Annotated in this window: 19 protein-coding genes; 11 read left to right on the top strand and 8 right to left on the bottom strand. The window is 66.9% G+C overall.

From position 1 onward, the window contains the following. Positions 1 to 440: 440 nt before the first annotated feature. Positions 441 to 926 carry a hypothetical protein gene (locus AC3ANW_RS03480; protein ID WP_488343815.1) on the top strand — a complete coding sequence of 162 codons (486 nt, stop codon included), beginning with the start codon at positions 441 to 443 and terminating at the stop codon, positions 924 to 926. 22 nt (positions 927 to 948) lie between these two features. On the opposite strand, the gene AC3ANW_RS03475 is transcribed toward AC3ANW_RS03480, so the two are convergent. From AC3ANW_RS03475 to queE, 6 genes are all read right to left on the bottom strand, one after another. After that, positions 949 to 1,458, bottom strand: a complete 510-nt coding sequence (locus AC3ANW_RS03475; RefSeq protein ID WP_488343814.1) for an EF-hand domain-containing protein — start codon at positions 1,456 to 1,458, stop codon at positions 949 to 951. 39 nt (positions 1,459 to 1,497) lie between these two features. Then, positions 1,498 to 2,388: a 5'-nucleotidase gene (locus tag AC3ANW_RS03470; RefSeq protein ID WP_488343813.1), complete on the bottom strand. Its 891-nt coding sequence runs from the start codon at positions 2,386 to 2,388 to the stop codon at positions 1,498 to 1,500. 19 nt (positions 2,389 to 2,407) lie between these two features. Further along, complete coding sequence (gene gspF / locus AC3ANW_RS03465; RefSeq protein WP_488343812.1) at positions 2,408 to 3,625, bottom strand: type II secretion system inner membrane protein GspF; 1,218 nt, start codon at positions 3,623 to 3,625, stop codon at positions 2,408 to 2,410. Positions 3,626 to 3,670: 45 nt separating this feature from the next. After that, positions 3,671 to 4,720: an LLM class flavin-dependent oxidoreductase gene (locus AC3ANW_RS03460; protein WP_488343811.1), complete on the bottom strand. Its 1,050-nt coding sequence runs from the start codon at positions 4,718 to 4,720 to the stop codon at positions 3,671 to 3,673. Positions 4,721 to 4,783: 63 nt separating this feature from the next. Next, on the bottom strand, positions 4,784 to 5,149 hold the full coding sequence (locus tag AC3ANW_RS03455; protein WP_488343810.1) for a 6-pyruvoyl trahydropterin synthase family protein: 366 nt from the start codon (positions 5,147 to 5,149) through the stop codon (positions 4,784 to 4,786). Between the two features lie 4 nt (positions 5,150 to 5,153). After that, on the bottom strand, positions 5,154 to 5,822 hold the full coding sequence (gene queE / locus AC3ANW_RS03450; protein ID WP_488343809.1) for a 7-carboxy-7-deazaguanine synthase: 669 nt from the start codon (positions 5,820 to 5,822) through the stop codon (positions 5,154 to 5,156). Between the two features lie 129 nt (positions 5,823 to 5,951). Between queE and AC3ANW_RS03445 the strand changes: the two genes are divergently transcribed. The 6 genes from AC3ANW_RS03445 to AC3ANW_RS03420 all read left to right on the top strand — a co-directional run bounded on the left by AC3ANW_RS03445 (position 5,952) and on the right by AC3ANW_RS03420 (position 11,669). After that, on the top strand, positions 5,952 to 7,001 hold the full coding sequence (locus tag AC3ANW_RS03445; protein WP_488343808.1) for an ABC transporter ATP-binding protein: 1,050 nt from the start codon (positions 5,952 to 5,954) through the stop codon (positions 6,999 to 7,001). A 72-nt stretch (positions 7,002 to 7,073) separates the two neighbouring features. Continuing rightward, positions 7,074 to 8,345 (top strand): ABC transporter substrate-binding protein, encoded by a 1,272-nt coding sequence (locus AC3ANW_RS03440; RefSeq protein ID WP_488343807.1) that lies wholly within the window; start codon positions 7,074 to 7,076, stop codon positions 8,343 to 8,345. 7 nt (positions 8,346 to 8,352) lie between these two features. Further along, positions 8,353 to 9,258, top strand: coding sequence for an ABC transporter permease (locus AC3ANW_RS03435; RefSeq protein WP_488343806.1), 906 nt, complete (start codon positions 8,353 to 8,355; stop codon positions 9,256 to 9,258). Continuing rightward, positions 9,258 to 10,151: an ABC transporter permease gene (locus tag AC3ANW_RS03430; RefSeq protein ID WP_488343805.1), complete on the top strand. Its 894-nt coding sequence runs from the start codon at positions 9,258 to 9,260 to the stop codon at positions 10,149 to 10,151. The genes AC3ANW_RS03435 and AC3ANW_RS03430 overlap by 1 nt, the downstream gene beginning before the upstream one ends. Before the next feature lie 7 nt (positions 10,152 to 10,158). Then, a complete protein-coding gene (locus tag AC3ANW_RS03425; RefSeq protein WP_488343804.1) occupies positions 10,159 to 10,896 on the top strand; it encodes a GntR family transcriptional regulator in 738 nt (245 codons plus the stop codon). Between the two features lie 23 nt (positions 10,897 to 10,919). Continuing rightward, positions 10,920 to 11,669 (top strand): aspartate/glutamate racemase family protein, encoded by a 750-nt coding sequence (locus AC3ANW_RS03420; protein ID WP_488343803.1) that lies wholly within the window; start codon positions 10,920 to 10,922, stop codon positions 11,667 to 11,669. Here AC3ANW_RS03420 and ligD read toward each other — a convergent pair. Further along, positions 11,666 to 14,089 (bottom strand): DNA ligase D, encoded by a 2,424-nt coding sequence (ligD, locus tag AC3ANW_RS03415; RefSeq protein WP_488343802.1) that lies wholly within the window; start codon positions 14,087 to 14,089, stop codon positions 11,666 to 11,668. The two genes, AC3ANW_RS03420 and ligD, sit on opposite strands and share 4 nt — an antisense overlap. 211 nt (positions 14,090 to 14,300) lie before the next feature. Between ligD and AC3ANW_RS03410 the strand changes: the two genes are divergently transcribed. Then, on the top strand, positions 14,301 to 16,868 hold the full coding sequence (locus tag AC3ANW_RS03410; protein WP_488343801.1) for a hybrid sensor histidine kinase/response regulator: 2,568 nt from the start codon (positions 14,301 to 14,303) through the stop codon (positions 16,866 to 16,868). A 2-nt stretch (positions 16,869 to 16,870) separates the two neighbouring features. Here the strand turns inward: AC3ANW_RS03410 and AC3ANW_RS03405 are convergent, their stop codons facing one another. Then, positions 16,871 to 17,275, bottom strand: coding sequence for a YraN family protein (locus AC3ANW_RS03405; protein ID WP_488343800.1), 405 nt, complete (start codon positions 17,273 to 17,275; stop codon positions 16,871 to 16,873). Between AC3ANW_RS03405 and rsmI the strand changes: the two genes are divergently transcribed. The 3 genes from rsmI (at position 17,275) to AC3ANW_RS03390 (ending at position 21,488) form a co-directional block, all read left to right on the top strand. Next, complete coding sequence (gene rsmI / locus AC3ANW_RS03400; RefSeq protein WP_488343799.1) at positions 17,275 to 18,201, top strand: 16S rRNA (cytidine(1402)-2'-O)-methyltransferase; 927 nt, start codon at positions 17,275 to 17,277, stop codon at positions 18,199 to 18,201. The two genes, AC3ANW_RS03405 and rsmI, sit on opposite strands and share 1 nt — an antisense overlap. Before the next feature lie 74 nt (positions 18,202 to 18,275). After that, complete coding sequence (locus tag AC3ANW_RS03395; protein WP_488343798.1) at positions 18,276 to 19,499, top strand: efflux RND transporter periplasmic adaptor subunit; 1,224 nt, start codon at positions 18,276 to 18,278, stop codon at positions 19,497 to 19,499. 12 nt (positions 19,500 to 19,511) lie between these two features. Further along, positions 19,512 to 21,488 (top strand): MacB family efflux pump subunit, encoded by a 1,977-nt coding sequence (locus tag AC3ANW_RS03390; protein ID WP_488343797.1) that lies wholly within the window; start codon positions 19,512 to 19,514, stop codon positions 21,486 to 21,488. Positions 21,489 to 21,495: the final 7 nt, after the last annotated feature.

Genomic DNA, 21,495 nt, shown 5'->3' with positions numbered 1-21,495 from the left:
CTGGGGTGCCTTTCAGCCGTTTTTCTGCCAGACCGGGCCTCGATTTGTCTGTGAACCCGAAATCCGCCCAGTCGATGGCTTCTTGAAAATAGGTCCCGGGACCGTTGGGATCGAAGCGCTCGCGGATGTAATTCGTGATGTCGATGCAGGGACGACCAGGGTCTTTTATTCGGCAAGCCCACTCCCGGGAATCTACTGCCGGGACCGGCTGCTGAATTCGTATGCCGGTCCACAAAGGTAGGTGGTGGCGGCCCGCGATCCACCGCAGGGTGGCGCCCGACCCCCTGCCGCATAAACAAAATCTCGATCTCTCGAAAAGAAAGGCAAAAAAGTCCTAAATTTCGGCTGCATCCTGCCGTTAACAGGTTGAAGGCGCCTCTTTCGGTCCCGCGACAGAGCCGCCAGCCAGGGTTGACCAGGACCACCGAGCGGAGCACGCCATGCAAGTTTCACCCGTAGACAGAAGCATCGCCGTCACGGCCAAAGCCGACGGAACGGGCGCGGGCACCCCTGCGCAGACTTCGACCGAGAGCACGAAGTCCGCAGAACCGACGCGCGCAGGCGTTACCCAGCCGGCCACTGCAAAAGGCGACTACCTGAACGCCACGCAGGGTGCCAAGGGTCCGGACAACCCGTCTTCCACAGCGGAAACGCCCAACCGCGACTGGACCACCACCGAAAAGGCGGCGGCCGAGGCCAAGGCAAAAGAAAAGGAAGAGCTCAAGCCGCGGCTCTTCGAAATGCTGATCGAGCAGTTCAACAGCCTCTGGCGTGCCAGCGCGCAAGCGGTGGACGTCACCACCCAGACCCAGGCGCTGACGCAGGCCACCCGGCAATCGCAGCAGGATGCCAACGGCAAGAACACGCCGCTGGTCTATACCGATCCGAGCAAGGTCCGCAAGACCTCGTCAGCCGAAGGCGCCTGACGCTCCGGCGATCGGGCGGTGCCTACCAGGGCCGCCAGGACCACCACGGTCTGGATTCTTCTGCGGCGGCAGCCGGCGGTTGAACCGCTGGTGCAGTCACGGCCGGAACGGGCGCAGGTGCCGGTGCTGGCAGCGGATCTGCCGGAACCGCGATCGCCGCCGCAGCGGACGGCACGACCGTCGCAGGCGTAGCCGGTGCTTGCGCCGCGGCCTTCTCCTCGCGCTTGTGGATCGCCAGGGCGCGGATCTCTTCGAAACTCACCCGGTTGTCCTTGTCGGTGTCGGCCTCTTCGAAGGCGTCACGCAGGCGTGGGAACAGCGCGACTTCTTCCCGGCTGAGAAAACCGTCATGGTTCAGATCGAGCCAGCCGAACTGGCGTGCCGCCTGGATTTCGCCCTTGCTCTGGCCAGCCGGGCGCGGAATGGGCGGTGACGCGGGCATCGGTTCGGCTTGCCCGGACGGCTGGGCCTGAGCGGAAAAGGCAGCGGCGAACGCCAGCGCGGCGGCCAGCGGCAGATACGAAGATCGCATGGAGAAAAAATCCTTGGAAAAAACGATGCCTGCGCAGGCTCACGGAAGGACTTGTGTCACATGGCCCGCTGGCACATGGCGGGCGGCCGAATTGACATGGCCCGTCTGGTCGTCGAAAAAGAAATCGGGCTCGAACTCGCGCAGAAAGACGCCTTTTTCGAGACCGCCGAGAAACATGGCCTCATCCACCGCAATATTCCATTTCATCAGCGTGCGGATGGCGCGTTCATGGGCCGGCGCACTGCGAGCCGTCACCAGCGCGGTGCGGATGCGCATGCGGCCAGCCGGCGCCTGCTGCAACTTGTGAAGGGCCGCCAGCAACGGTTTGAAGGGACCGTCCGGCAGCGGCATGGCCGCCTTGCCGAGTTCATGTGCCTGGAAGGCGTCCAGCCCGCTGGACTGGAAGACCCGCTCGGCCTCGTCCGAAAACAGCACCGCGTCTCCGTCGAAGGCGATCCGCACTTCGTCCGGATAGTTCTCGCCGGCCAGGCGTGATTCGGTCAGCACCCGTGCGGCCGGATGGCCCTGCGCCAGCGCCTGCCGCACATCGTCCTCGTTGGCCGACAAAAACAACTTGGCACCCAGCGGCCGGAGGTAGCGATACGGGTCGCGGCCCTGGGTGAACACACCGCGCTCCAGCGGCACCTGCGCCGCCTGGGCGGACCGGAAGATGCGCATGCCGCTCACCGGGTCGTTGCGCGACAGCACCACCACTTCCACACGCCGCAGTTCGGGAGTGTTGAAGGCCAGCAGCTTCTTCACCAGCGAAAACGCCACGCCGGACCGTGCCGGGACATCCAGCCGCTCCAGCTGCAGCTGCATGTAGGGCTGCGGGTCGAGCTTGTCGAAGATGCGGTTCTCTTCCTCGAAATCGAACAACGCACGGGACGAAATGGCTACGACCAGCTTGTCGTCGAGGGTCACACCCATGGTCGGCTTTCCTTGCGTGTCATTTCACGAACTGGTTGAGCTGGATGATGGGCAGCAAGACGGCCAGCACGATCAGCATCACGACCAGGCCCATCACCACGATCAGCAGCGGCTCCAGGATGGTCGCCAGCGCCATCGCCCGGCGTTGCACCTCGGCCGACAGCTGGGTGGCAGCCCGTTGCAGCATCACCGGAAGCTGGCCGGTCTGCTCGCCCAGCCGCGCGAACATGCTGAGGAGCCCCGGAAACCGTTTTTTCTGCGCCAGGGCCGATGCCAGCGGAGCGCCTTCGCGTACCAGCACCAGCGCATCGAGCGCGTCGGCCCGCATGGCCTGGTTGTGCAAGGTTTCGGCTGCGGCCTGAAGGGCGCGCAGGATGGGCACGCCGGCCGTCGCCAGCAGTGCCAGCGTTCCGGCGAAACGGGCGCTGTTGTATCCCCGGGCCAGCCTGCCGAGCAAGGGCAGCCGGAGCCAGGCGGCATCGAGCCGGATGCGCAGCGCCGGCCGTGCATAGGCGGCACGCAAACCGAAACCGACGACGACCAGCACACCCAGGATGGCCCAGCCGTATTCACGTACCGCCGCGCTGAGCGCCAGCATGGCGACCGTCAGGAAAGGCAGCGCCCGTTTGGTGCCGACAAACACCGAGGCCACCTGCGGCACCACGTAACTCACCAGGAAAAGCACGATGACGATCGCCACCAGGGTGACGATGGCCGGGTACAGCGCCGCGCCGATGAGTCTGGATTTGAGCGCCTGTCGTTCTTCCAGGTCGTCGGCCAGCCGTTCCAGCACCAGCGACAGGTTGCCGGTCTGCTCGCCGGCTGCGATGACCGCTCCGAACACCGGGCTGAATTCCTTCGGATGCTCCCCCAGCGCCCGGGCGAACGTAGAGCCTGCATTCACCTCGGCACGCAAGGTGGCCAGCAAGGCATGCTGGCGTTCGTCGTCGGTTTCTTCGGCGAGCGCATTGAGCGCCCGCTCCAGCGGAAGGCCGGCGCCGACCAGGCCGGCCAGTTGCCGGGTCCAGATGGCCAGGCCGGAGGCATTGAAGGCCTTACGGTGGAAAATCTCGATGCTTCCGGCGCCCCGGCCGCCGGCCGAAACCGGTTCGACCACCAGCGGCACCAGCGCCTGGGCGCGCAACAGGCCGCGCGCCGCACGGGCACTGTCGGCTTCCAGCATGCCCTTGCGGGCACGGCCCTGGGCGTCGAGGGCTTCGAATGAAAAGGCAGGCATAGACGCCTATTGTCGGTGCAGCCGGAGGCCGGCCGGTGACGACTGTCAGGCGACGACAGCTTCGGCCTGGATCGCCTGCGCGGCGATGGTCAGCGACCGTTTGCGCAACTCGGGGTCGAAAACGTCGCTGACGAACACCAGCTCATCGACGCCGGTCTGTTCGACGATGGACGACAGCCCTGCCCGCACCGTTTCCGGACCACCGACCACCGCCAGCGCCAGGAAGTCGGCGATGCCGGCGCGCTCCTGGGGCGACAGGCCCTGCAGGAAACCCGGCACCGGCGCGCCCAGCTTGCCGCGCTGGCCGGTGAGTATGCCCAGCACCCGTTTGTAGGTGCTGCTGGCCAGCAGTTCGGCTTCCTCGTCGGTGGGCGCGGCGATGACCGGCACACCGATGGCGACATAAGGCTTGGCCAGCGTGGCCGACGGCTTGAACCGTGCCCGGTACATCTCGATGGCCTGCAGCAGGTAACGCGGCGCGAAATGCGAGGCGAAGGCATAGGGCAGGCCTTTTTCAGCGGCCAGTTGCGCCGAGAACAGGCTCGAACCCAGCAGCCAGATCGGCACCTCGGTGCCGGCGCCGGGCGTGGCGATCAGGCGCTGGCCGGGTTTGGCGGGTGCCAGCAGGTGCTGCAGTTCGGCGACGTCGGCCGGGAAATCGTCGACCGACTCGGTGCGGTCGCGGCGCAGGGCGCGCATGGTGTGCGGGTCGGTGCCGGGCGCGCGGCCCAGGCCCAGGTCGATGCGGCCGGGGTACAGCTCGGCCAGCGTGCCGAAGGCTTCGGCCACCTGCAGCGGCGCATGGTTGGGCAGCATGATGCCGCCTGAGCCGACCCGGATGGTGGAGGTGCCGCCCGCCACATGGCCGACCATCACCGCGGTGGACGAGCTGGCGATGCCTTCCATGTTGTGGTGTTCGGCCATCCAGTAGCGGGTGTAGCCGAGCGATTCGACATGGCGGGCAGTGTCGAGCGCGATGGCCAAAGCCTGAGACACGGTGCCGCCCTCACGCACCGCGACTAGGTCCAGCAGGGAGAAACGCACGTCTTTCAAGACGTCGGAAGAGGCGAATGTGGGAAGGGTTGACGTGTCCATATCTCGATCAGTTGCGCCCGATGGCGGGCTTTGCAAGGCTGTTCGAGGGAATCGGCGCAGACTTCAGTCGAGCACCAGCCGGCAGCGATCACCCGCTGCCTTGCGCCAGACCTCGACCGCCTGCACCGGGAAATCGCGCTCGCGCAGCCGGTTGGCGATATACAGGCAGAGGTTTTCCATCGTCGGTTTACCCAGGCCCGGCACTTCGTCGAGCAGATGGTGGTCCAGCGACTCACGCACCACCTTGAGGTGCGCCTTCAGTTCGCCGAGGTCCACCACCATGCCGGTGACCGGATCCGGATTGCCGGCCACCGTGGCGCGGGCATGGTAGGTATGCCCGTGCACCCGGCGGCTGCCCGCGGCTTCGATCTTGCGGTCCAGGGTGTGGGCGGCGTCGAAGAAAAACTCCTGACTGACTTCGTAGCGCATCTTTTTAACGAATACCGGTGACCTTGTGGGTCTGAAGGGAAAGGCGCCATGCCGGGCGTTCCATGCACAGGGCGATGCAGGTCTGCATGTTGCCGGCGTTGTGCGGGCCCCTGGCGGCGTCCAGGCCCAGGCGTGCGTTGTCGTCCATCGGCTGCAGGAAACGATGGGTGAAGTCGGCGGCTTCCAGGGCCGCGAAATCGAGCCCTTCCTGTGGCCACACCACCTTGAGCTCCTGCCCGCTGCGCTGCACCCAGGGCGCACCGGCCTTGGGGCTCACGCATAACCAGTCGATGCCCGCGGGCGCGGCGATGCTGCCGTTGGTCTCCACCGCGATCTCGAAGTCCTCGGCATGCAGCGCGGCGATGAGCGCGTCGTCGACCTGCAGCAGCGGTTCTCCGCCGGTGATCACCACCAGCCGGTGGGCCCGGTCGTGGGCCGGCCACAAGGCGGCAATCTGCGCGGCCAGCGCGGCCGGGTCGCGGAACTTGCCGCCCAGCGTGCCGTCGGTGCCAATGAAATCGGTGTCGCAAAAGCGGCAGACCGCCTTCGAACGATCTTCTTCGCGGCCACTCCACAGGTTGCAGCCGGCGAACCGGCAGAACACGGCCGGACGCCCCGCATTGGCGCCTTCGCCCTGCAGTGTGTAGAAGATTTCCTTGACTTGATAAACCATAAGAGGGCGGCATTGTCGCCGCTCTTGCCCGCCCGCTCCCCGCTGGGGTCTTGCAGGGCGTGGTGGGCAGCCGCCGGAAGTGCACCAAAGAAGCTCCTGCGATGCCGGATCTTTTGCATGCAGATTGGCATGCTTTCTGCATACCCCGAAGGCATGGACGAAGCCCTGCCCCGCCCGCCCGCCGCCATCGAACTGGTGGCGCTGACCAAACGTTATGCGTCGGGTGCGCCTGCCGTCGATGCGATCGACCTGCGCATCGCGGCCGGCAGCTACTGCTGCCTGCTGGGGCCTTCGGGCTGCGGCAAGAGCACCACGCTGCGCATGATCGCCGGGCACGAGGTCGCCAGCGAAGGCGACATCCTGCTGGACGGCCGCAACATCACGGTGCTGCCCGCCGCCGAGCGTGGCACGGCCATGATGTTCCAGAGCTTCGCGCTGTTCCCCCATCTCACCGCACTCGACAACGTCGCCTTCAGCCTGCGCATGCGCGGCGTCGGCAAGGACGAACGCACGATGCGTGCGCAGGAACTGCTCGAACGCGTCGCCATGGGCGCGCTGGCAGACCGCAAGCCGTCCGAACTTTCCGGCGGCCAGCAACAGCGCGTGGCGCTGGCCCGTGCGCTGGCCACCCAGCCCAAGGTGCTGCTGCTGGACGAGCCGCTTTCCGCCCTCGACCCCTTCCTGCGGGTGCAGATGCGCGCCGAATTGCGCCGCTGGCAGAAGGACCTGGGCCTGACGTTCATCCACGTCACCCATTCGCAGGAAGAAGCCATGGCGCTGGCCGACACCATGGTGGTGATGAACAGGGGCCGCATCGAGCAGGTGGGCGCGCCGCGCGAGGTCTACAACAAGCCGGCCACCGAATTCGTCGCCCGTTTCATGGGCGGCCACAACGTCATCGCCACCGCAGCCGGCAAGGTGGCGGTGCGCACCGACCAGTTGCAGGTCAGCCCGGCGGCGACCGGCTCTCCTAACCTCTCGGGCCTGTCGGCCACCGTCACCGATGTCGAATACCAGGGCACCTACGTGCTGGTCGGCCTGCAGGCGGCTGCCGCGGGCGGCAACGGCTCGGTGTCGGCCATGCTGCCCGAAGCCCTTTTTGCGCAGCAGCCCTATGCGCTCGGCGACGCGGTCGACCTGTCGTGGTCGCCGTCTCAGGCGCACGCACTGGCCGCCTGACCTTCGCCGTACTCCTTCATTTCTCCCGGTTCCGTTTTGACGTTCTCCCTCCATCCCTCGTTAGGAGTTTTCATGTCCGACACCCTCGAACCCCAGACCAGCGGCATGCCGCGCCGCAGCGTGCTCACCGGCATGGCCGGCATCCTGGCCGCCGGCATGGCGCCCGCCGTGCATGCACAGGAAAAGATCACCCTGCGTTACCTGGGCACCGCGGTGAACCAGGACAAGGCGATCGCGGAGAAGTTCAAGGCCGACACCGGCATCACCATCCAGTACGTGGCCGTCACCACCGACGACGTCACCAAACGCGCCGTCACCGCACCCAACAGCTTCGACCTGATCGACACCGAATACTTCTCGCTGAAGAAGATCGTGCCGACCGGCAACCTGAAGGGCATCGACACCAAAAAGATCAAGAACGCCGACAAGATCACCACGCTGTTCACCACCGGCATGGTGGACGGCAAGGCGGTGGGCGACCAGGGCACCGCGCCCAAGAAGGTCATCTACCTCGAAGGCGAGAAGAGCAAGGTCTTCGCCAAGGCGCCGACCCAGTTCATGTCCCTGATTCCGACGGTCTACAACGCCGATACCCTGGGCATCCGCCCCGACCTGATCAAGCGTCCCATCACCAGCTGGGCCGAGCTGCTGAACCCCGAGTTCAAGGGCAAGACCGCCATCCTGAACATCCCGTCCATCGGCATCATGGACGCGGCCATGGTGGTCGAGGCCATGGGCAAGTACAAGTATCCCGACAAGGGCAACATGACCAAGGCCGAGATCGACCTGACGATCAAGACCCTGATCGAAGCCAAGAAGGCGGGCCAGTTCCGCGCCCTGTGGAAGGACTTCAACGAGTCGGTCAACCTGATGGCTTCCGGCGAGGTGGTGATCCAGTCGATGTGGAGCCCGGCCGTCACCGCCGTGCGCACCAAGGGCATCGACTGCGTGTTCCAGCCGCTCAAGGAAGGCTACCGCGCCTGGGCTGCCGGTTTCGGCCTGCCGGCCACGCTGTCGGGCCGCAAGCTAGACGGCGCCTACGAGTTCATCAACTGGTTCCTCGACGGCTGGGCCGGCGCCTACCTCAACCGCCAGGGTTACTACAGCGCGGTGCTGGAGACCGCCAAGTCCAAGATGGAAGCCTACGAATGGGCTTACTGGATGGAAGGCAAACCCGCCGCCCAGGACATCAAGAGCCCCAACGGCGACCTGCTGGCCAAGGCCGGCGCGGTGCGGGACGGCGGCAGCTACAGCCAGCGCATGGGCGGCATCGCCTGCTGGAACGCACTCATGGACGAAAACGAATACATGGTCCGTAAATGGAACGAGTTCGTCGCTGCCTGATCACGCCATGAACCCCACCGCCGCGAAACCCAAGACCTACGAACCCACCAGGGCCTGGTGGCAGGCCGGCCCCTTCGCGGCGGTGTTCCTGCTGTTTTTCATCATCCCGCTGGCCCTCGTGCTGATGGTCAGCTTCTGGGATTTCAACGAATACGAACTGCTGCCCGGCTTCACGCTCAAGAGTTACCTGGCGGTGTTCGAGGGCTGCAGCCATCTCGGTGAAGACGGTGACCTCTGCGTCACCCTGAAGACCTACCTTTCGACGCTGAAGTTCTGCGTCATGGTCTGGGGCATCACCCTGCTGCTGGGCTTCACCGTCGCCTATTTCCTCGCCTTCCACGTGCGCTCGGCCGGCCTGCAGACGGCGCTGTTCGTGCTGTGCACCATTCCGTTCTGGACGTCGAACGTGATCCGCATGATTTCGTGGGTGCCCATGCTGGGCCGCAACGGCGTGGTCAACAGCGCGCTGATGGGCATGGGCATCGTGGACCAGCCGGTCGAATGGCTGCTGTTCTCGCCCTTCTCGGTGGTGCTGGCCTTCGTGCACCTGTACACCATGTTCATGATCGTGCCGATCTTCAACAGCATGATGCGCATCGACCGCAGCCTGCTCGAAGCGGCCAGCGATGCGGGTGCATCCGGCTGGCAGACGCTATGGAGCGTCATCGTGCCGCTCTGCAAGAGCGGCATCCTGATCGGCTCGATCTTCGTGGTCACCATCGTCATGGGCGACTTCGTCACCATCGGAACCATGGGCGGCCAGCAGATCGCCTCGGTCGGCAAGATCATCCAGGTGCAGACCAGTTACCTGCAGTTCCCCCTGGCAGCCGCCAACGCGGTGATATTGCTCGGCACCGTCCTCATGATCATCTGGGGCCTGACCCGGGTCGTCGACATTCGCAAGGAGCTGTGATGTCAACCCGCCAAGGTGAAAAACGCGCCCCCGGTTTTGTGCCGCTGGCCCTGGTGTTCGTACTGTTCGTGGCCTTCATGTACGGACCGATGCTGGTCATCTTCCTGCTCAGTTTCCAGGGTCCGGAAGGCGGCCTGACCTTCCCGATGCGCGGTTTCTCGCTGCACTGGTTCCGCTCGCTGGCGGCCGGCCTGGGCACGGTCGACATCGGCGCCGCCTTCGGGCGTTCGCTGGCGCTCGGCGCGGTGGTGATGGCGCTGACGGTGCTGCTGTCGGTGCCCGCCGGCCTGGCCTTCCGCAAGAAGCTGCGCGGCGGCAATGCACTGTTCTACGTTACCGTGGCCAGCCTGGTGATGCCGTCCATCGTGGTGTCGTTGGGCATCGGCCTGCAGTTCCGGCTGATCGACACCGGCGTGAAATGGCTGCTGGGCGCGATCGGCGCGCAGGACACTCTCGACAACTACGGCACCGCCCTGGGCCTGTTCAGCTCGGCGCTGGGCGCGCACCTGACCTGGACCCTGCCCTTCGGCCTGCTGACCATGTTCGCGGTGTTCAACCGCTTCGATCCGGCCTATGAAGAAGCCGCACGCGACCAGGGCGCCACGCCCTGGCAGACCTTCCGCCATGTGGTGCTGCCGCTGATCGCGCCGCCGGTGGTGGGCATCGGCATGTTCGGTTTCACCCTGAGCTGGGACGAGATCGCCCGCACCTCGCAGGCCATCGGCGACGTCAACACGCTGCCGCTCGAATTGCAGGGCCTGACCTCCACCGTCACCACGCCCGCCATCTATGCGCTGGGCACGGTGACCACGGTGGTGTCCTTCCTGGTGATCGGCGTGGCCTTCGGCCTGGCCGTGCTGATGCGACGCAAGGCCCGCACCGTCCGCGATTGACGAACCGATGAATACCGCCACTTCCGAGTCGCCGGCCGAAGCCGAGACCGACGCCCCGCTGACCGACGAAATCATCTACGAAAGGCTGGTCGCCGCCATCCTCGACCAGCGCCTGCCGCCCGGCACCAAGCTGGTGTCCGACCGGCTGGCCCAGGCCTTCGGCGTTTCGCGTACCCGCATCCACCCGGTGCTGGTGCGGCTGGCCAACGAACGTATCGTCACCTTCACGCCGCGCCGCGGAGCATCCGTCGCCCAACCCACGGTCGAAGAAGCCCGCGAGGTGTTCGAGGTGCGCCGCATGATCGAGCCGCGGCTGGTGGCGCTGTTCATCGCCAACGCATCGGCCGAAGCCATCCAGTCGCTGGCCGACTGCATCCGCGACGAGGAAGCCGCGCATGCCGTCGGCGATACCGTGCGCGCAGTGCGGCTGACAGGCGAATTCCATCTGCTGATCGCCGAGGGCTCGGGCCACCAGACCCTCGGCCGGGTGCTGCGCGAACTGGTGTTCCGCACATCGCTGATCATCATGCGGTACGGCACCGACACCGGCAGCGTGCCGCCCGCCACACCTGCCTGCGCCTGCAACGAACATCGCCGCCTGCTGGACGCCGTACGGCTCGGCGACAAGACCGAGGCCGCGCGTTTCATGCGGGAGCACCTGGAGCAGATCGAGTCGCAGTTGCGCTTCACCCAACGCCCCGCCGGCCCGCCCGACCTGTCGCGACTGTTCGGTCCGATGGGTTGACCGCGCCACCCGAAAGACACGCCATGCCGCGCCTGCTGGTCATCAATCCCAACACTTCCGAAAGCGTCACCGCGCTGCTGCAGACCCATCTATCGGCACACGCCGGGCCGGGCATTCCGGTGCAGGCGGTGACCGCACGATTGGGAGCGCCCTACATCGCCTGCGAAGCCAGTTATGCGGTCGCCGGCCATGCAGCGCTGGACGCCTGGGCGGCGGCCCTCGTGCCGCCTGCCGATGCGCCGGACGGAATCCTCATCGGCTGTTTCGGCGACCCCGGCCTGTTCGCGCTGCAGTCCTGCAGCCCCGTGCCGGTCACGGGCCTGGCCGAGGCCGCGTTCGCGCAGGCCGCACGGCGCGGACGTTTCGCGGTGGTCACCGGAGGTGCCGCCTGGGACCCGATGCTGCGCCGCCTGGCGCTGGCCCTGGGCCATGGTGAAACCCTGGCCGGCATCGTCACCGTGGCGCCCAGCGGCGCCGAACTGGCGGCCCACCCTCAGCGTGCCGCCCGGCTGCTGTTCCAGGCCTGCCGGGACGCTGCGGCCATCAAGGGGGTGGAGTCGGTCATCGTGGGCGGCGCCGGCCTGGCGGGCATGGCCGACGTGCTTCAGCCCGACCTCGATTTCCCGCTGATCGACAGCGTGGCGGCCGGTGCGCAGGAATTGCTGGCGGCCATCGCCGCAGGCAAGGTTCACAGCAGCCACAAGGTACCGGGCTGCGACGTTGCCTGGAGCGGCGTGTCGCCCGAACTGCGAGCCCTCGGCCGCGAGGGCTAAGCCAGCCGCTCGATGGCCGCACCGAGGGTCTGCGCGGCACCCTCGTATTCGTCCCAGGGCTTGTTGCCGATGTCCAGGCGCGAGCCGACGTTGGCGACCGTCCAGTGTGCGCTGCCGGTCAGCCCGGGCAGTTCGTCCCAGGTCACCGGGACCGACACCCCCAGCCCGGGCCGCGCCCGCACCGACCACGCTGCCACCGTCGTGGCGCCATAACCGTTGCGCAGGTAGTCGATGTAGACCTTGCCGACGCGGTTCTTCGGTCCGCTTTTGGCGACGAAACGTGCGGGAATCACGTGGGCCATGTGCTGCGCCACCCGCTGGCCGAAACCCTTCACGGTGTCCCAGTCGGCCTTGGGCTTCAGGGGCAGCACGATATGCAGGCCCTTGCCGCCGCTGGTCTTGAGGAATGACTTCAAACCCACCTCCGTCAGGAACGCACCCAGCAGCTGCGCAGCCTCCTGCACCTGCGGCCACGCCACGTTCTCACCCGGGTCCAGATCGAAGGTCAGCCGGTCGGGAAAGGCGATGCGGGCCGGCTTCTTGCGGCTGCCGGCGGACGGCACGGTGGCGTTCCAGGTATGGAATTCGACCGCATTCATCTGCACCGCGGACAACAGCGCCAGTGGTTCGTCGGCCACCAGCAAGGCGCCGTGGCCCGGGTCATAGGCGGGGTCCATCCGGCGCATGCCGGCGATCTCCCGGGCATCGGCATGTTTCTGGAAGAAGGCATCGCCGGCCAGGCCGTCGGGCAGGCGAAGCATGGCCAGCGGGCGTTCCTTCAGGTGGGGCAGCATCACACCGGCGGCGCTGGCGTAATAACGCAGGAGATCCAGTTTGGTGGTGCCGGTTTCCGGATCGATCACCCGTTCGCCGTGGGTCACCCGCAAGCCTTCCAGACTGGCTGAGACGGCCTTCACCGGTTTCTCGACATCGATCTGCCTGGCGGGTTTGTCCATTCTCAATCCATGAAAAACAGGGTGACGCAGATGACCGTCGCGGGTCCATTCACTGAAGGCGACCTCGGCCACCAGTTCAGGTTTCACGAAATGCGAGCCCCGGGGCAGCCTTTTGTCGGAAAACGGGTTCTGGTCGCTGGCGATGGCATCGAGCCGTGAACGCAGGTCGGCCAGCACCTTCTCGGTGAAACCGGTGCCCACGTTGCCTGCGTAACGCAGTTCGCCACGTTCGTGGACGCCCACCATCAGCGCCCCCAGCCCGCTGCGGCTGCCGCGCGGTTCTGTGAACCCGCCGATGACGAATTCCTGCCGCCTGCCGCACTTCAGCTTGATCCAGCCGGGCGAGCGGCGCGACACATAAGCGCCATCGCGGCGTTTGCCGATCAGCCCTTCGAAACCGTATTCGCATGCCTGCTCCAGCAGCGCCTGCGGGTCCCCTTCGAGCGTCCGGCAGTAGCGCACCATGCCCCGGGCCGAATCACCGACCAGCACACGCAAGCGCTCGCGGCGGGCGTCGAGGGTCTGGTCGCGCAGGTCTTGCCCATCCACATACGGCAGGTCGAAGGTGTAATAGACCAGGTGACCGGTGTCCTTGCCGTCGAAGGCCTGCTGCAACGCCTGGAAGTCGGGCGTTCCGCGCGGGCCGGCGGCCACCAGTTCCCCGTCGATCCAGGCGTCCGGCAGCTTGAGTTTTTCGAAGGCGCTGGCCAGCGGATGCAGCTTGTCCGTCCAGTCGTGGCCGTTGCGGGTGAACAGTCTGGCCTCGCCCTTTTCGATGCGCACCAGCAGCCGGTAACCGTCCAGCTTTGCCTCGAATGCCCAGGCGTCGACGTCGACCGGCGGACTGTCGACCAGGGTGGCCAGTTGCGGCGCAAGGGTGGCTGGCAAGGCGGTGCGGGCCTTCTGCTTCAACACACTGCCGGGCCGTTCTTTCAGCAGTTCGAATTCCTTTTCCGGCCGGGCCTCGGCATCGTTTTCCTTGATCAGCAGCCAGCCCGGGCTGCGTTCACCGTCTCGCGGTTTCATGCGCACCAGGTTCCACTGGCCGCGCAGCTTGTGGCCGGCCAGGCTGAATTTGAGGCGTCCCTTGGCATAGGCGGCCGCCGCATCTCCCTCGGGCTGCCAGGTGCCGGCGTCCCACACGATGACGGTGCCGGCGCCGTAGTGTTTCTCTGGAATGGTGCCCTCGAAGCCGGCATACGAAATCGGATGATCCTCGACTTGAACCGCCATGCGTTTGATCTGCGGGTCCAGGCTCGGCCCCTTGGGCACGGCCCAGCTTTTCAGGGTGCCGTCCAGCTCCAGGCGAAAGTCGTAGTGCAGGTGGCTGGCGTGGTGTTCCTGCACGACGAAGATCAGCGCCTCGCCGGCCTCGGCCACCTTTCCGGCCGGTTCCGGCGTGGATGCGAATTCGCGTTTCTCGCGGTAGCGGGCCAAAGCATCGGTAGCGTCGTGACTTGCCATCTTGTCGTTCGCGCAAGTTGTGCGTTTGTGTGGGCGTGTGCGGCTGCTGGTTTCGACAGCCAAGCTATCCGATCAATGCCCGCGATCGCGTAGGACTCCATAACCTGCCGGCGTCGGCCTGCGGCAGCAGCCAGAACGGCGCCGCGCCGCCATAATTTCGCCCTTCCTCGGTGCGTTTTTCCGGCCGCCCCCACGAACCCCAAGAGATACCGTGTCCCTCACCGCCCTTGCCGATTCGTCCGTCCTCGACCGCCATTCCACCTTGACCGCATCCGCCTCGCAGCCCACCCTCTTCCTGCCCCATGCCACAGGAGAGATGGCAGACCGAATGCGTGCACTCGACTGGTCCGGCACCGCGCTCGGCGCACCCCAAAACTGGCCCGACAGCCTGCTGGCACTGGTCGAGGTGATCCTCGCCGCCCGCGAGCCGCGTTTCATGGCCTGGGGCCCGCAGCGCACCATGATCTACAACGACCTGTATGCGCCGCTGTGCGGCAGCAAACATCCGTCCGCGCTGGGTCGACCGTTCGACGAGGTCTGGTTCGACATCATCGAAGACGTCGGCCCGATCATGGACCGCACCTACGGGGGCGAGCCGGTCCACATGGATGACATCGCGTTCACCATGCACGACCGCAACGGCTATCCGGAAGAAACCCATTTCGCGTTTTCCTACCTGCCGGTCCACAACCGCCACGGCGCCGTAGACGGCATGGTGTGCACCTGCCGCGAGACCACCGACGCGGTGCTGACCCAGCGCCTTCTGGCCTTCCAGCTGCGGCTGGGCGACCGGCTCCGGCCCATCGCCGAACCGGTGGAAGTGAAGCGGCTGGCGGTGCAGTCGCTGGCGGACGAACTGCAGGTCGGGCTGGTGGCGTACGGTGAAGTGCGGCCGGACGGGCTGGCCGTCACCCACACCAGCCACGGCAACGGCAGCCTGCCGCTGTCGCGCGGCGTGCCCCGTTCGGCCGACGCACTGCCGACCACCGTGGCAGCCCTGTCGACCGGTGCGCGGGTCGCCCTGAACGACCTGGCGCTGGACACCGGCCCCATCGCCAGCGAGATCCGCGGCGCTTTCCTGGAACGCGGCATACGCGCGCTGGCGATCCTGCCCCTGGTCAAGCAGGGCCGGCTGGTGGCCTATGTCTACCTGGCACATGCAGAAGCGCGCCGCTGGTCGTCACGTGAACTCGAACTGGCGCTGGACGTCGTCGAACGCACATGGTCGGCGGTCGAGCGGGCCACCACCGAAGCCACGCTGCGTCGCACCCGGGAGCGCCTGTCGGCCACCCTGGACGCGGCAGACATCTCCACCTGGGACTACGACGCCGTCAACGACGTGCTGCTGCCGGACGACAACATGGCCGCCCTGATGATGCTGACCGGCGATGCGCGGCAGTCCGGCGGATCGCTGGAAGCCTTCGTGGCACGCTGCCATCCGGACGACCGCGAACGCGTGCGCGAATCGCTGCAGGAAGGCCTGCTGCGCGGCGAACACTGGCGTTCGGAGCACCGCGTGCTGCCGGCCGAAGGCGGGCCGCGGTGGGTGGTCGCTCACGGCCGCATCGAGCGTGATGCCCAGGGCCATGCCCAGCGCATGCCCGGTGTGCTGGTCGACATCACCGACCGCAAACGCGCCGAGGAGGCCCTGCAGGAGGCCGACCGCCGCAAGGATGAATTTCTGGCCACGCTGGCCCATGAGTTGCGCAATCCGCTGGCACCCATCCGCAGCGCGGCGCGCATCTCCAGCGAACCCACTGCCACGCTCCAGCAGCTGCGCTGGAGCCACGAGGTCATCGAGCGCCAGGTGCGCAACATGGCCCTGCTGCTGGACGACCTGCTGGATGTCTCGCGTATCACCCGGGGCATCCTCGAAGTCCGCAAGACACCGACCGGCGCCGCCGCCATCGTCGAGGCCGCGCTGGAAACCTCGCGCCCGGTGATCGCCGCCCGCAACCACCGGCTGGTGGTGGAGGTCGCAGCCGAAGCCATGCACATCGACGCCGACCCTCTGCGGCTGGCGCAGGCGCTGTCGAATCTGCTGACCAATGCGGCCAAGTACACCGACCCGGGCGGCACCATCCGGCTGTCCGCACAGCGCGAGGGCGATGCCCTGGTGCTGCGGGTGAGCGACAGCGGCATCGGCATCGCGTCCACTTCGCTGGGCCGCATCTTCGCCATGTTCTCGCAGGTCGAGTCGGCGTTGGAGCGTTCCGAAGGCGGGCTGGGCATCGGTCTCGCGCTGGTCAAGGGCATCGTCGAACTGCATGGCGGCAAGGTGCAGGCCTATAGCGCGGGCCTGGGACAGGGAAGCGAGTTCATGTTGAGTATTCCGGGCGTGCGCATGGGCGAGGCACCGGCCACCGGGGATGCCGTGGCCGCACCCGCCGCACGCGGTCCCCTGCGGGTCGCGCTGGCCGACGACAACGTCGACGGCGCCGAAACCCTGGCCGCACTGCTCGAACTGGACGGCTACGAGGTCCGCATCGCCCACGACGGCCTGGCCGCTCTCGAACTGGTGCGCGAATACCGGCCGGACGCGGTGTTCCTGGACATCGGCATGCCCGGCCTGAACGGCTACGAAGTGGCCCGCCAGCTGCGCATCGAGCAAAACGAAGGCGGTCCTTCGCCGGTGCTGGTGGCCCTGACCGGCTGGGGCGGTGCCGACGACAAGAAAAGAGCCATCGAAGCAGGTTTCGACCGCCATCTGACCAAACCCGTCGATCCGGACGCGCTGGTGCAGATCCTGGTCGAGACCGCGCAGCAGGCCGCTGCCTGACGTCAGCCGGCGTCGAACGCCGCTTTCAGCCAGGTGACGGTTTCGGCCTCCACACTCACCACGTCGAAACGGCACGGCGGCGGAGAGGCGAAGCGGGTCAGGTAGAAACGCGCCGCGAACACGATGCGCCGCTGCTTGACCGAACCGACGCTTCCGGCCGCTCCGCCGTGGCTGGCGCTGGCCCGCTGCCGCACCTCGACGAACACCAGCGTGCCGTCCCGATCCCTCATGACGATGTCGATCTCGCCGCCGCCGCGTCCCGGGGTTCGATAATTCGTCTCGACCGGCCGCATTCCCGCGGCCCGAAGATGGGCCAGGGCTTTTGCCTCGGCGGCGTCACCGCGTTGTTTGGTGGTAAGCGCCGCCGCTGTTTTTGCAGCACCCTGCCCGCCTGGAAAGAATTTCATTGACCGCCTCCTTTGCTCCTGCCCTTGCCGCTGCCCATGATGCAGCAGGCACCCAGCACTACCCCGCCGGCGCGCTCTACATGGTGGCCACGCCCATCGGCAACCTGGCCGACATCACCCTGCGCGCGCTGCATCTGCTGCAGACGGTCGAGGCCATCGCCTGCGAGGACACCCGCCACACCGGCGCGCTGCTGCGCGGCTACGGCATCGACCGCAGCGGCACGGCGCTGGTGGCCGTGCACCGGCACAACGAATCCGAATCGGCCGACGCGGTGATCGCCCGGCTGGCCGCAGGCGAACGGGTGGCTTATGCCAGCGATGCCGGCACACCCGCAGTGAGCGACCCGGGCGCACGCCTGGCCGCCGCGGTTCGCGCCGCCGGTCACCGGGTGATCCCGATGCCGGGCGCCAGCAGCATCACCGCCGCCCTGAGCGCTGCCGGCATCGTGGCGCAGGGGCATGACGACGGCAGTTTCATCTTCGGCGGATTCCTGCCGTCGAAGGCCGGCGAACGGGCGACCGCCCTGAAGGCCCTGGGCGCCCAGGTGCGGCCGGTGATCCTGCTCGAAGCGCCGCACCGCATTGCCGAACTGGCTGCCGCACTCGCACCGCTGGGCGACCGGCTGGTGACCATGGCACGCGAACTGACCAAGCAGTTCGAAGAAATCGCCACCTTGCCCGCACGGGATGCCGCCGCCTGGGTGGACGGCAGCCCGCAGCGCAGCCGCGGCGAATACGTGGTATTGCTGCATGGCGCGGCGGTGGCAGCCGACGCCACGCTGGACGAAGGCAAACGTGTGCTGACCCTGCTGCTGGCCGAAAAACTGCCGCTGAAAAGCGCGGCCCGGCTGGCGTCCGACATCACCGGAGCGAGCAAGAACGCGCTGTACGAAGCCGGCCTGGCCGCCCGGCAGCCGGAAGCCTGAAAAGCACCGTCTTTACCCCCGCTTCGCATAACCGTAAAAGGCGCGTCGCAACCCCCGGCCAAACTCAGCCTCCTATGTTCCAGCGAATCGCTTCCTGGCGGAAACGCCCTATCCGCCTTGTCTTCATCCTGCTTTTGCTGGTCGCCGTCGGCATGCTGGCCTGGCGGCATTTCAATCCCGAGAAGAAACTTCCGCAGTACGTGACGGCGCCGGTCACCCGTGGCGATCTGGAAGACGCGGTGCTGGCGACCGGCACGTTGCAGGCGTTTCGCCAGGTCAGCGTGGGCGCCCAGGTTTCGGGCCAGGTGAAGACCCTGGCGGTGAAGCTGGGCGATCCGGTGAAGAAGGGCGACCTGATCGCCGAGATCGATTCGCTGACCCAGCAGAACGCCTTGCGCAACGCGGAAGCCTCGCTGCGCAACGTGCAGGCCCAGCTGGCCGCGCAACAGGCCACGCTGGCGCAGGCCGAACTCAATTTCAAGCGCCAGCAGCAGCTGCTGGCGGGTGAAGCCGGTTCACGGCTGGACTTCGAATCCGCCCAGGCCAGCTATGACACCGCCAAGGCCAACGCCGCCGCCCTGCAGGCGCAGATCGCCCAGGCCGGCGTGACCACCGACACCGCCAGGGTGAACCTCGGCTACACCCGCATCGTGGCGCCCATCGACGGCATGGTGGTGGCCATCGTCACCCAGCAGGGCCAGACGGTGAACGCCAACCAGACGACCCCGACCATCGTCAAGGTGGCGCAACTCGACACCATGACCATCAAGTCGCAGATTTCAGAAGCCGACGTGGTCAAGGTCAAGGCCGGCCAGAAGGTGTACTTCACCATCCTGGGCGAACCCGACCGGCGCTACGACGCCACCCTGCGCACGGTGGAGCCGGCGCCGGATTCCATCCTCACCGACACCACCACGTCGTCGAGCAGCAGCACCACCACCACGACCACCGCCGTCTACTACAACGGCCTGTTCGACGTCGCCAACCCCGAGGGCAAGCTGCGCATCTCGATGACCGCGCAGGTCTCCATCGTGCGGGGCGAGGCCAGGGCGGCGCTGACCATTCCGGCATCGGCGCTGGGCCGGCGCGAACGCGACGGCAGCTACACGGTGCGGGTGGTCGGCGCCGACGGCGAAGCCGCGCCGCGCAAGATCAGGGTCGGCATCAACAACAACGTCAGTGTCGAAGTGACCGAGGGCCTGACCGAGGGCGACCGGGTAGTGCTGGGCGATGCCTCGGCACGCGACCCGGCGCAGCAGGTGCGCGGCCCCGGCGGACGTCCGCCGATGCGCATGTGAGGCAGCGCCGGCATGCCTGAACTCGACAACCACGCCAACCGCCCCGCCCTGCTCGAACTGCGCGAGCTGTGGCGCGATTTTCCGGCCGGCGAAGGCACCATCGCCGTGCTGCAGGACATCAACCTCGACATCGCCGCCGGTGAAATGGTGGCCATCGTCGGCCAGTCCGGCTCGGGCAAGTCGACGCTGATGAACATCCTCGGCTGCCTGGACAAACCGACGCGCGGCCACTACCGGGTCGACGGCCGCACCACCGGCGCGCTGGCGCCCGACGACCTGGCCGCGCTGCGCCGGGAGCATTTCGGTTTCATCTTCCAGCGTTACCACCTGCTGAGCGACCTGACCGCGCGCGGCAACGTCGAGGTGCCGGCGGTCTATGCGAACACACCGTCCGAGGCACGCCACGAACGCGCCGGAGTCCTGCTCGAAAGGCTGGGCCTGGCCGACCGCACCGCACATCGGCCGGGCCAGTTGTCCGGCGGCCAGCAGCAGCGGGTTTCCATCGCACGAGCGTTGATGAACGGCGGCACCGTGATCCTGGCCGACGAGCCGACCGGAGCCCTGGATTCGGCCAGCGGCGAAGAGGTGATGAAGATCCTGCAGGAACTCAACGCCGAAGGCCACACGGTCATCATCGTGACCCACGACATGCAGGTGGCGGCGCATGCCGGCCGCATCATCGAAATCCGCGACGGCCGCATCATCGACGACCGGACCACCGGCCACGCCCGCACCGCGCCCGCCGCCACGCTGGCGCCGCGACCCGTCGCCAAGGGCGGTTTGCGCGCCTTCGCCGACCGTTTTTCCGAGGCCTTCGGCATGGCGCTGCTGGCCATGAACGCACAGCGGCTGCGCACCTTCCTGACCATGCTGGGCATCGTCATCGGCATCGCTTCGGTGGTGGCGGTGGTGGCGCTGGGCGAGGGTTCGCGCCAGCAAGTGCTGAAGAACATCTCTGCCATCGGCACCAACACCATCGAGATCTTTTCGGGCGCCGGTTTCGGCGACACCCGCTCTGCCGCGGTGCGCACCCTGGTACCCGCCGATGCCGACGCCCTGGCACGCCAGCCCTATGTCGACAGCGTGACGCCGACCATCACCAGTTCGCTCACCCTGCGCTACCGGAACATCGACGCCACGGCGACGGTCAATGGCGTGGGCGAACAATATTTCCGCGTGCGCGACGTGACGCTGGCGCAAGGCTCGGCCTTCGGCGACGACAGCGTGCGCCTGCGCGAACAGGTGGCGGTGATCGACGACAACACCCGAAAGAAGCTTTTCCCGCAGAACCCCAACCCCATCGGCGAGGTGATCCTGCTGGGCAGCGTGCCGGTGCGGGTGATCGGCGTGGCCGCCAGGAAGGACAGCGCCTTCGGCAACAGCGAGGCGCTGAACGTCTTCGTGCCGTACACCACCGCCATGGGCCGGATCGTCAACCAGAACTACCTGCGCAGCATCACCGTGCGGGTGTCCGACGACGCCTCGATGGACGCGGCCGAACAGGGCATCGGCGCGCTGATGCAGCAGCGCCACGGGCGCAAGGATTTCTATGTGCTCAACACCGACAGCATCCGCCAGACCATCACCGCCACCACCGCCACGCTGACGCTGCTGGTGGCCTCCATCGCGGTGATCTCGCTGATTGTCGGCGGCATCGGAGTGATGAACATCATGCTGGTGTCGGTGACCGAACGTACCCGCGAGATCGGCGTGCGTATGGCGGTCGGCGCACGCCAGGGCGACATCCAGCAGCAGTTCCTGATCGAGGCGGTGCTGGTGTGCCTCATCGGCGGCGTGCTGGGGATATTGCTGGCACTGGCGCTGGGTGTGGCGGTAGACAGCGCGGGCATAGATTTCAAGCTGGTCTATTCGACCGGCTCGATGGTCGCCGCCTTCGCCTGCTCGACCCTGATCGGCGTGGCCTTCGGTTTCTGGCCGGCGCGCAATGCGGCACGGCTGAACCCGGTCGATGCCCTGGCCCGCGAATGAAACCGTC

The organism is Xylophilus sp. PBN-3R, assembly GCF_057747805.1.
This window is presented reverse-complemented; position numbering and strand designations above follow the sequence as displayed.

Excerpts from the sequence above, each read along its gene's own strand:
- AC3ANW_RS03480 (WP_488343815.1), top strand. The coding sequence starts at position 441 with ATGCAAGTTTCACCCGTAGACAGAAGCATCGCCGTCACGGCCAAAGCC.
- AC3ANW_RS03475 (WP_488343814.1), bottom strand. The coding sequence starts at position 1,458 with ATGCGATCTTCGTATCTGCCGCTGGCCGCCGCGCTGGCGTTCGCCGCT.
- AC3ANW_RS03470 (WP_488343813.1), bottom strand. The coding sequence starts at position 2,388 with ATGGGTGTGACCCTCGACGACAAGCTGGTCGTAGCCATTTCGTCCCGT.
- gspF (WP_488343812.1), bottom strand. The coding sequence starts at position 3,625 with ATGCCTGCCTTTTCATTCGAAGCCCTCGACGCCCAGGGCCGTGCCCGC.
- AC3ANW_RS03460 (WP_488343811.1), bottom strand. The coding sequence starts at position 4,720 with ATGGACACGTCAACCCTTCCCACATTCGCCTCTTCCGACGTCTTGAAA.
- AC3ANW_RS03455 (WP_488343810.1), bottom strand. The coding sequence starts at position 5,149 with ATGCGCTACGAAGTCAGTCAGGAGTTTTTCTTCGACGCCGCCCACACC.
- queE (WP_488343809.1), bottom strand. The coding sequence starts at position 5,822 with ATGGTTTATCAAGTCAAGGAAATCTTCTACACACTGCAGGGCGAAGGC.
- AC3ANW_RS03445 (WP_488343808.1), top strand. The coding sequence starts at position 5,952 with ATGCTTTCTGCATACCCCGAAGGCATGGACGAAGCCCTGCCCCGCCCG.
- AC3ANW_RS03440 (WP_488343807.1), top strand. The coding sequence starts at position 7,074 with ATGTCCGACACCCTCGAACCCCAGACCAGCGGCATGCCGCGCCGCAGC.
- AC3ANW_RS03435 (WP_488343806.1), top strand. The coding sequence starts at position 8,353 with ATGAACCCCACCGCCGCGAAACCCAAGACCTACGAACCCACCAGGGCC.
- AC3ANW_RS03430 (WP_488343805.1), top strand. The coding sequence starts at position 9,258 with ATGTCAACCCGCCAAGGTGAAAAACGCGCCCCCGGTTTTGTGCCGCTG.
- AC3ANW_RS03425 (WP_488343804.1), top strand. The coding sequence starts at position 10,159 with ATGAATACCGCCACTTCCGAGTCGCCGGCCGAAGCCGAGACCGACGCC.
- AC3ANW_RS03420 (WP_488343803.1), top strand. The coding sequence starts at position 10,920 with ATGCCGCGCCTGCTGGTCATCAATCCCAACACTTCCGAAAGCGTCACC.
- ligD (WP_488343802.1), bottom strand. The coding sequence starts at position 14,089 with ATGGCAAGTCACGACGCTACCGATGCTTTGGCCCGCTACCGCGAGAAA.
- AC3ANW_RS03405 (WP_488343800.1), bottom strand. The coding sequence starts at position 17,275 with ATGAAATTCTTTCCAGGCGGGCAGGGTGCTGCAAAAACAGCGGCGGCG.
- AC3ANW_RS03395 (WP_488343798.1), top strand. The coding sequence starts at position 18,276 with ATGTTCCAGCGAATCGCTTCCTGGCGGAAACGCCCTATCCGCCTTGTC.
- AC3ANW_RS03390 (WP_488343797.1), top strand. The coding sequence starts at position 19,512 with ATGCCTGAACTCGACAACCACGCCAACCGCCCCGCCCTGCTCGAACTG.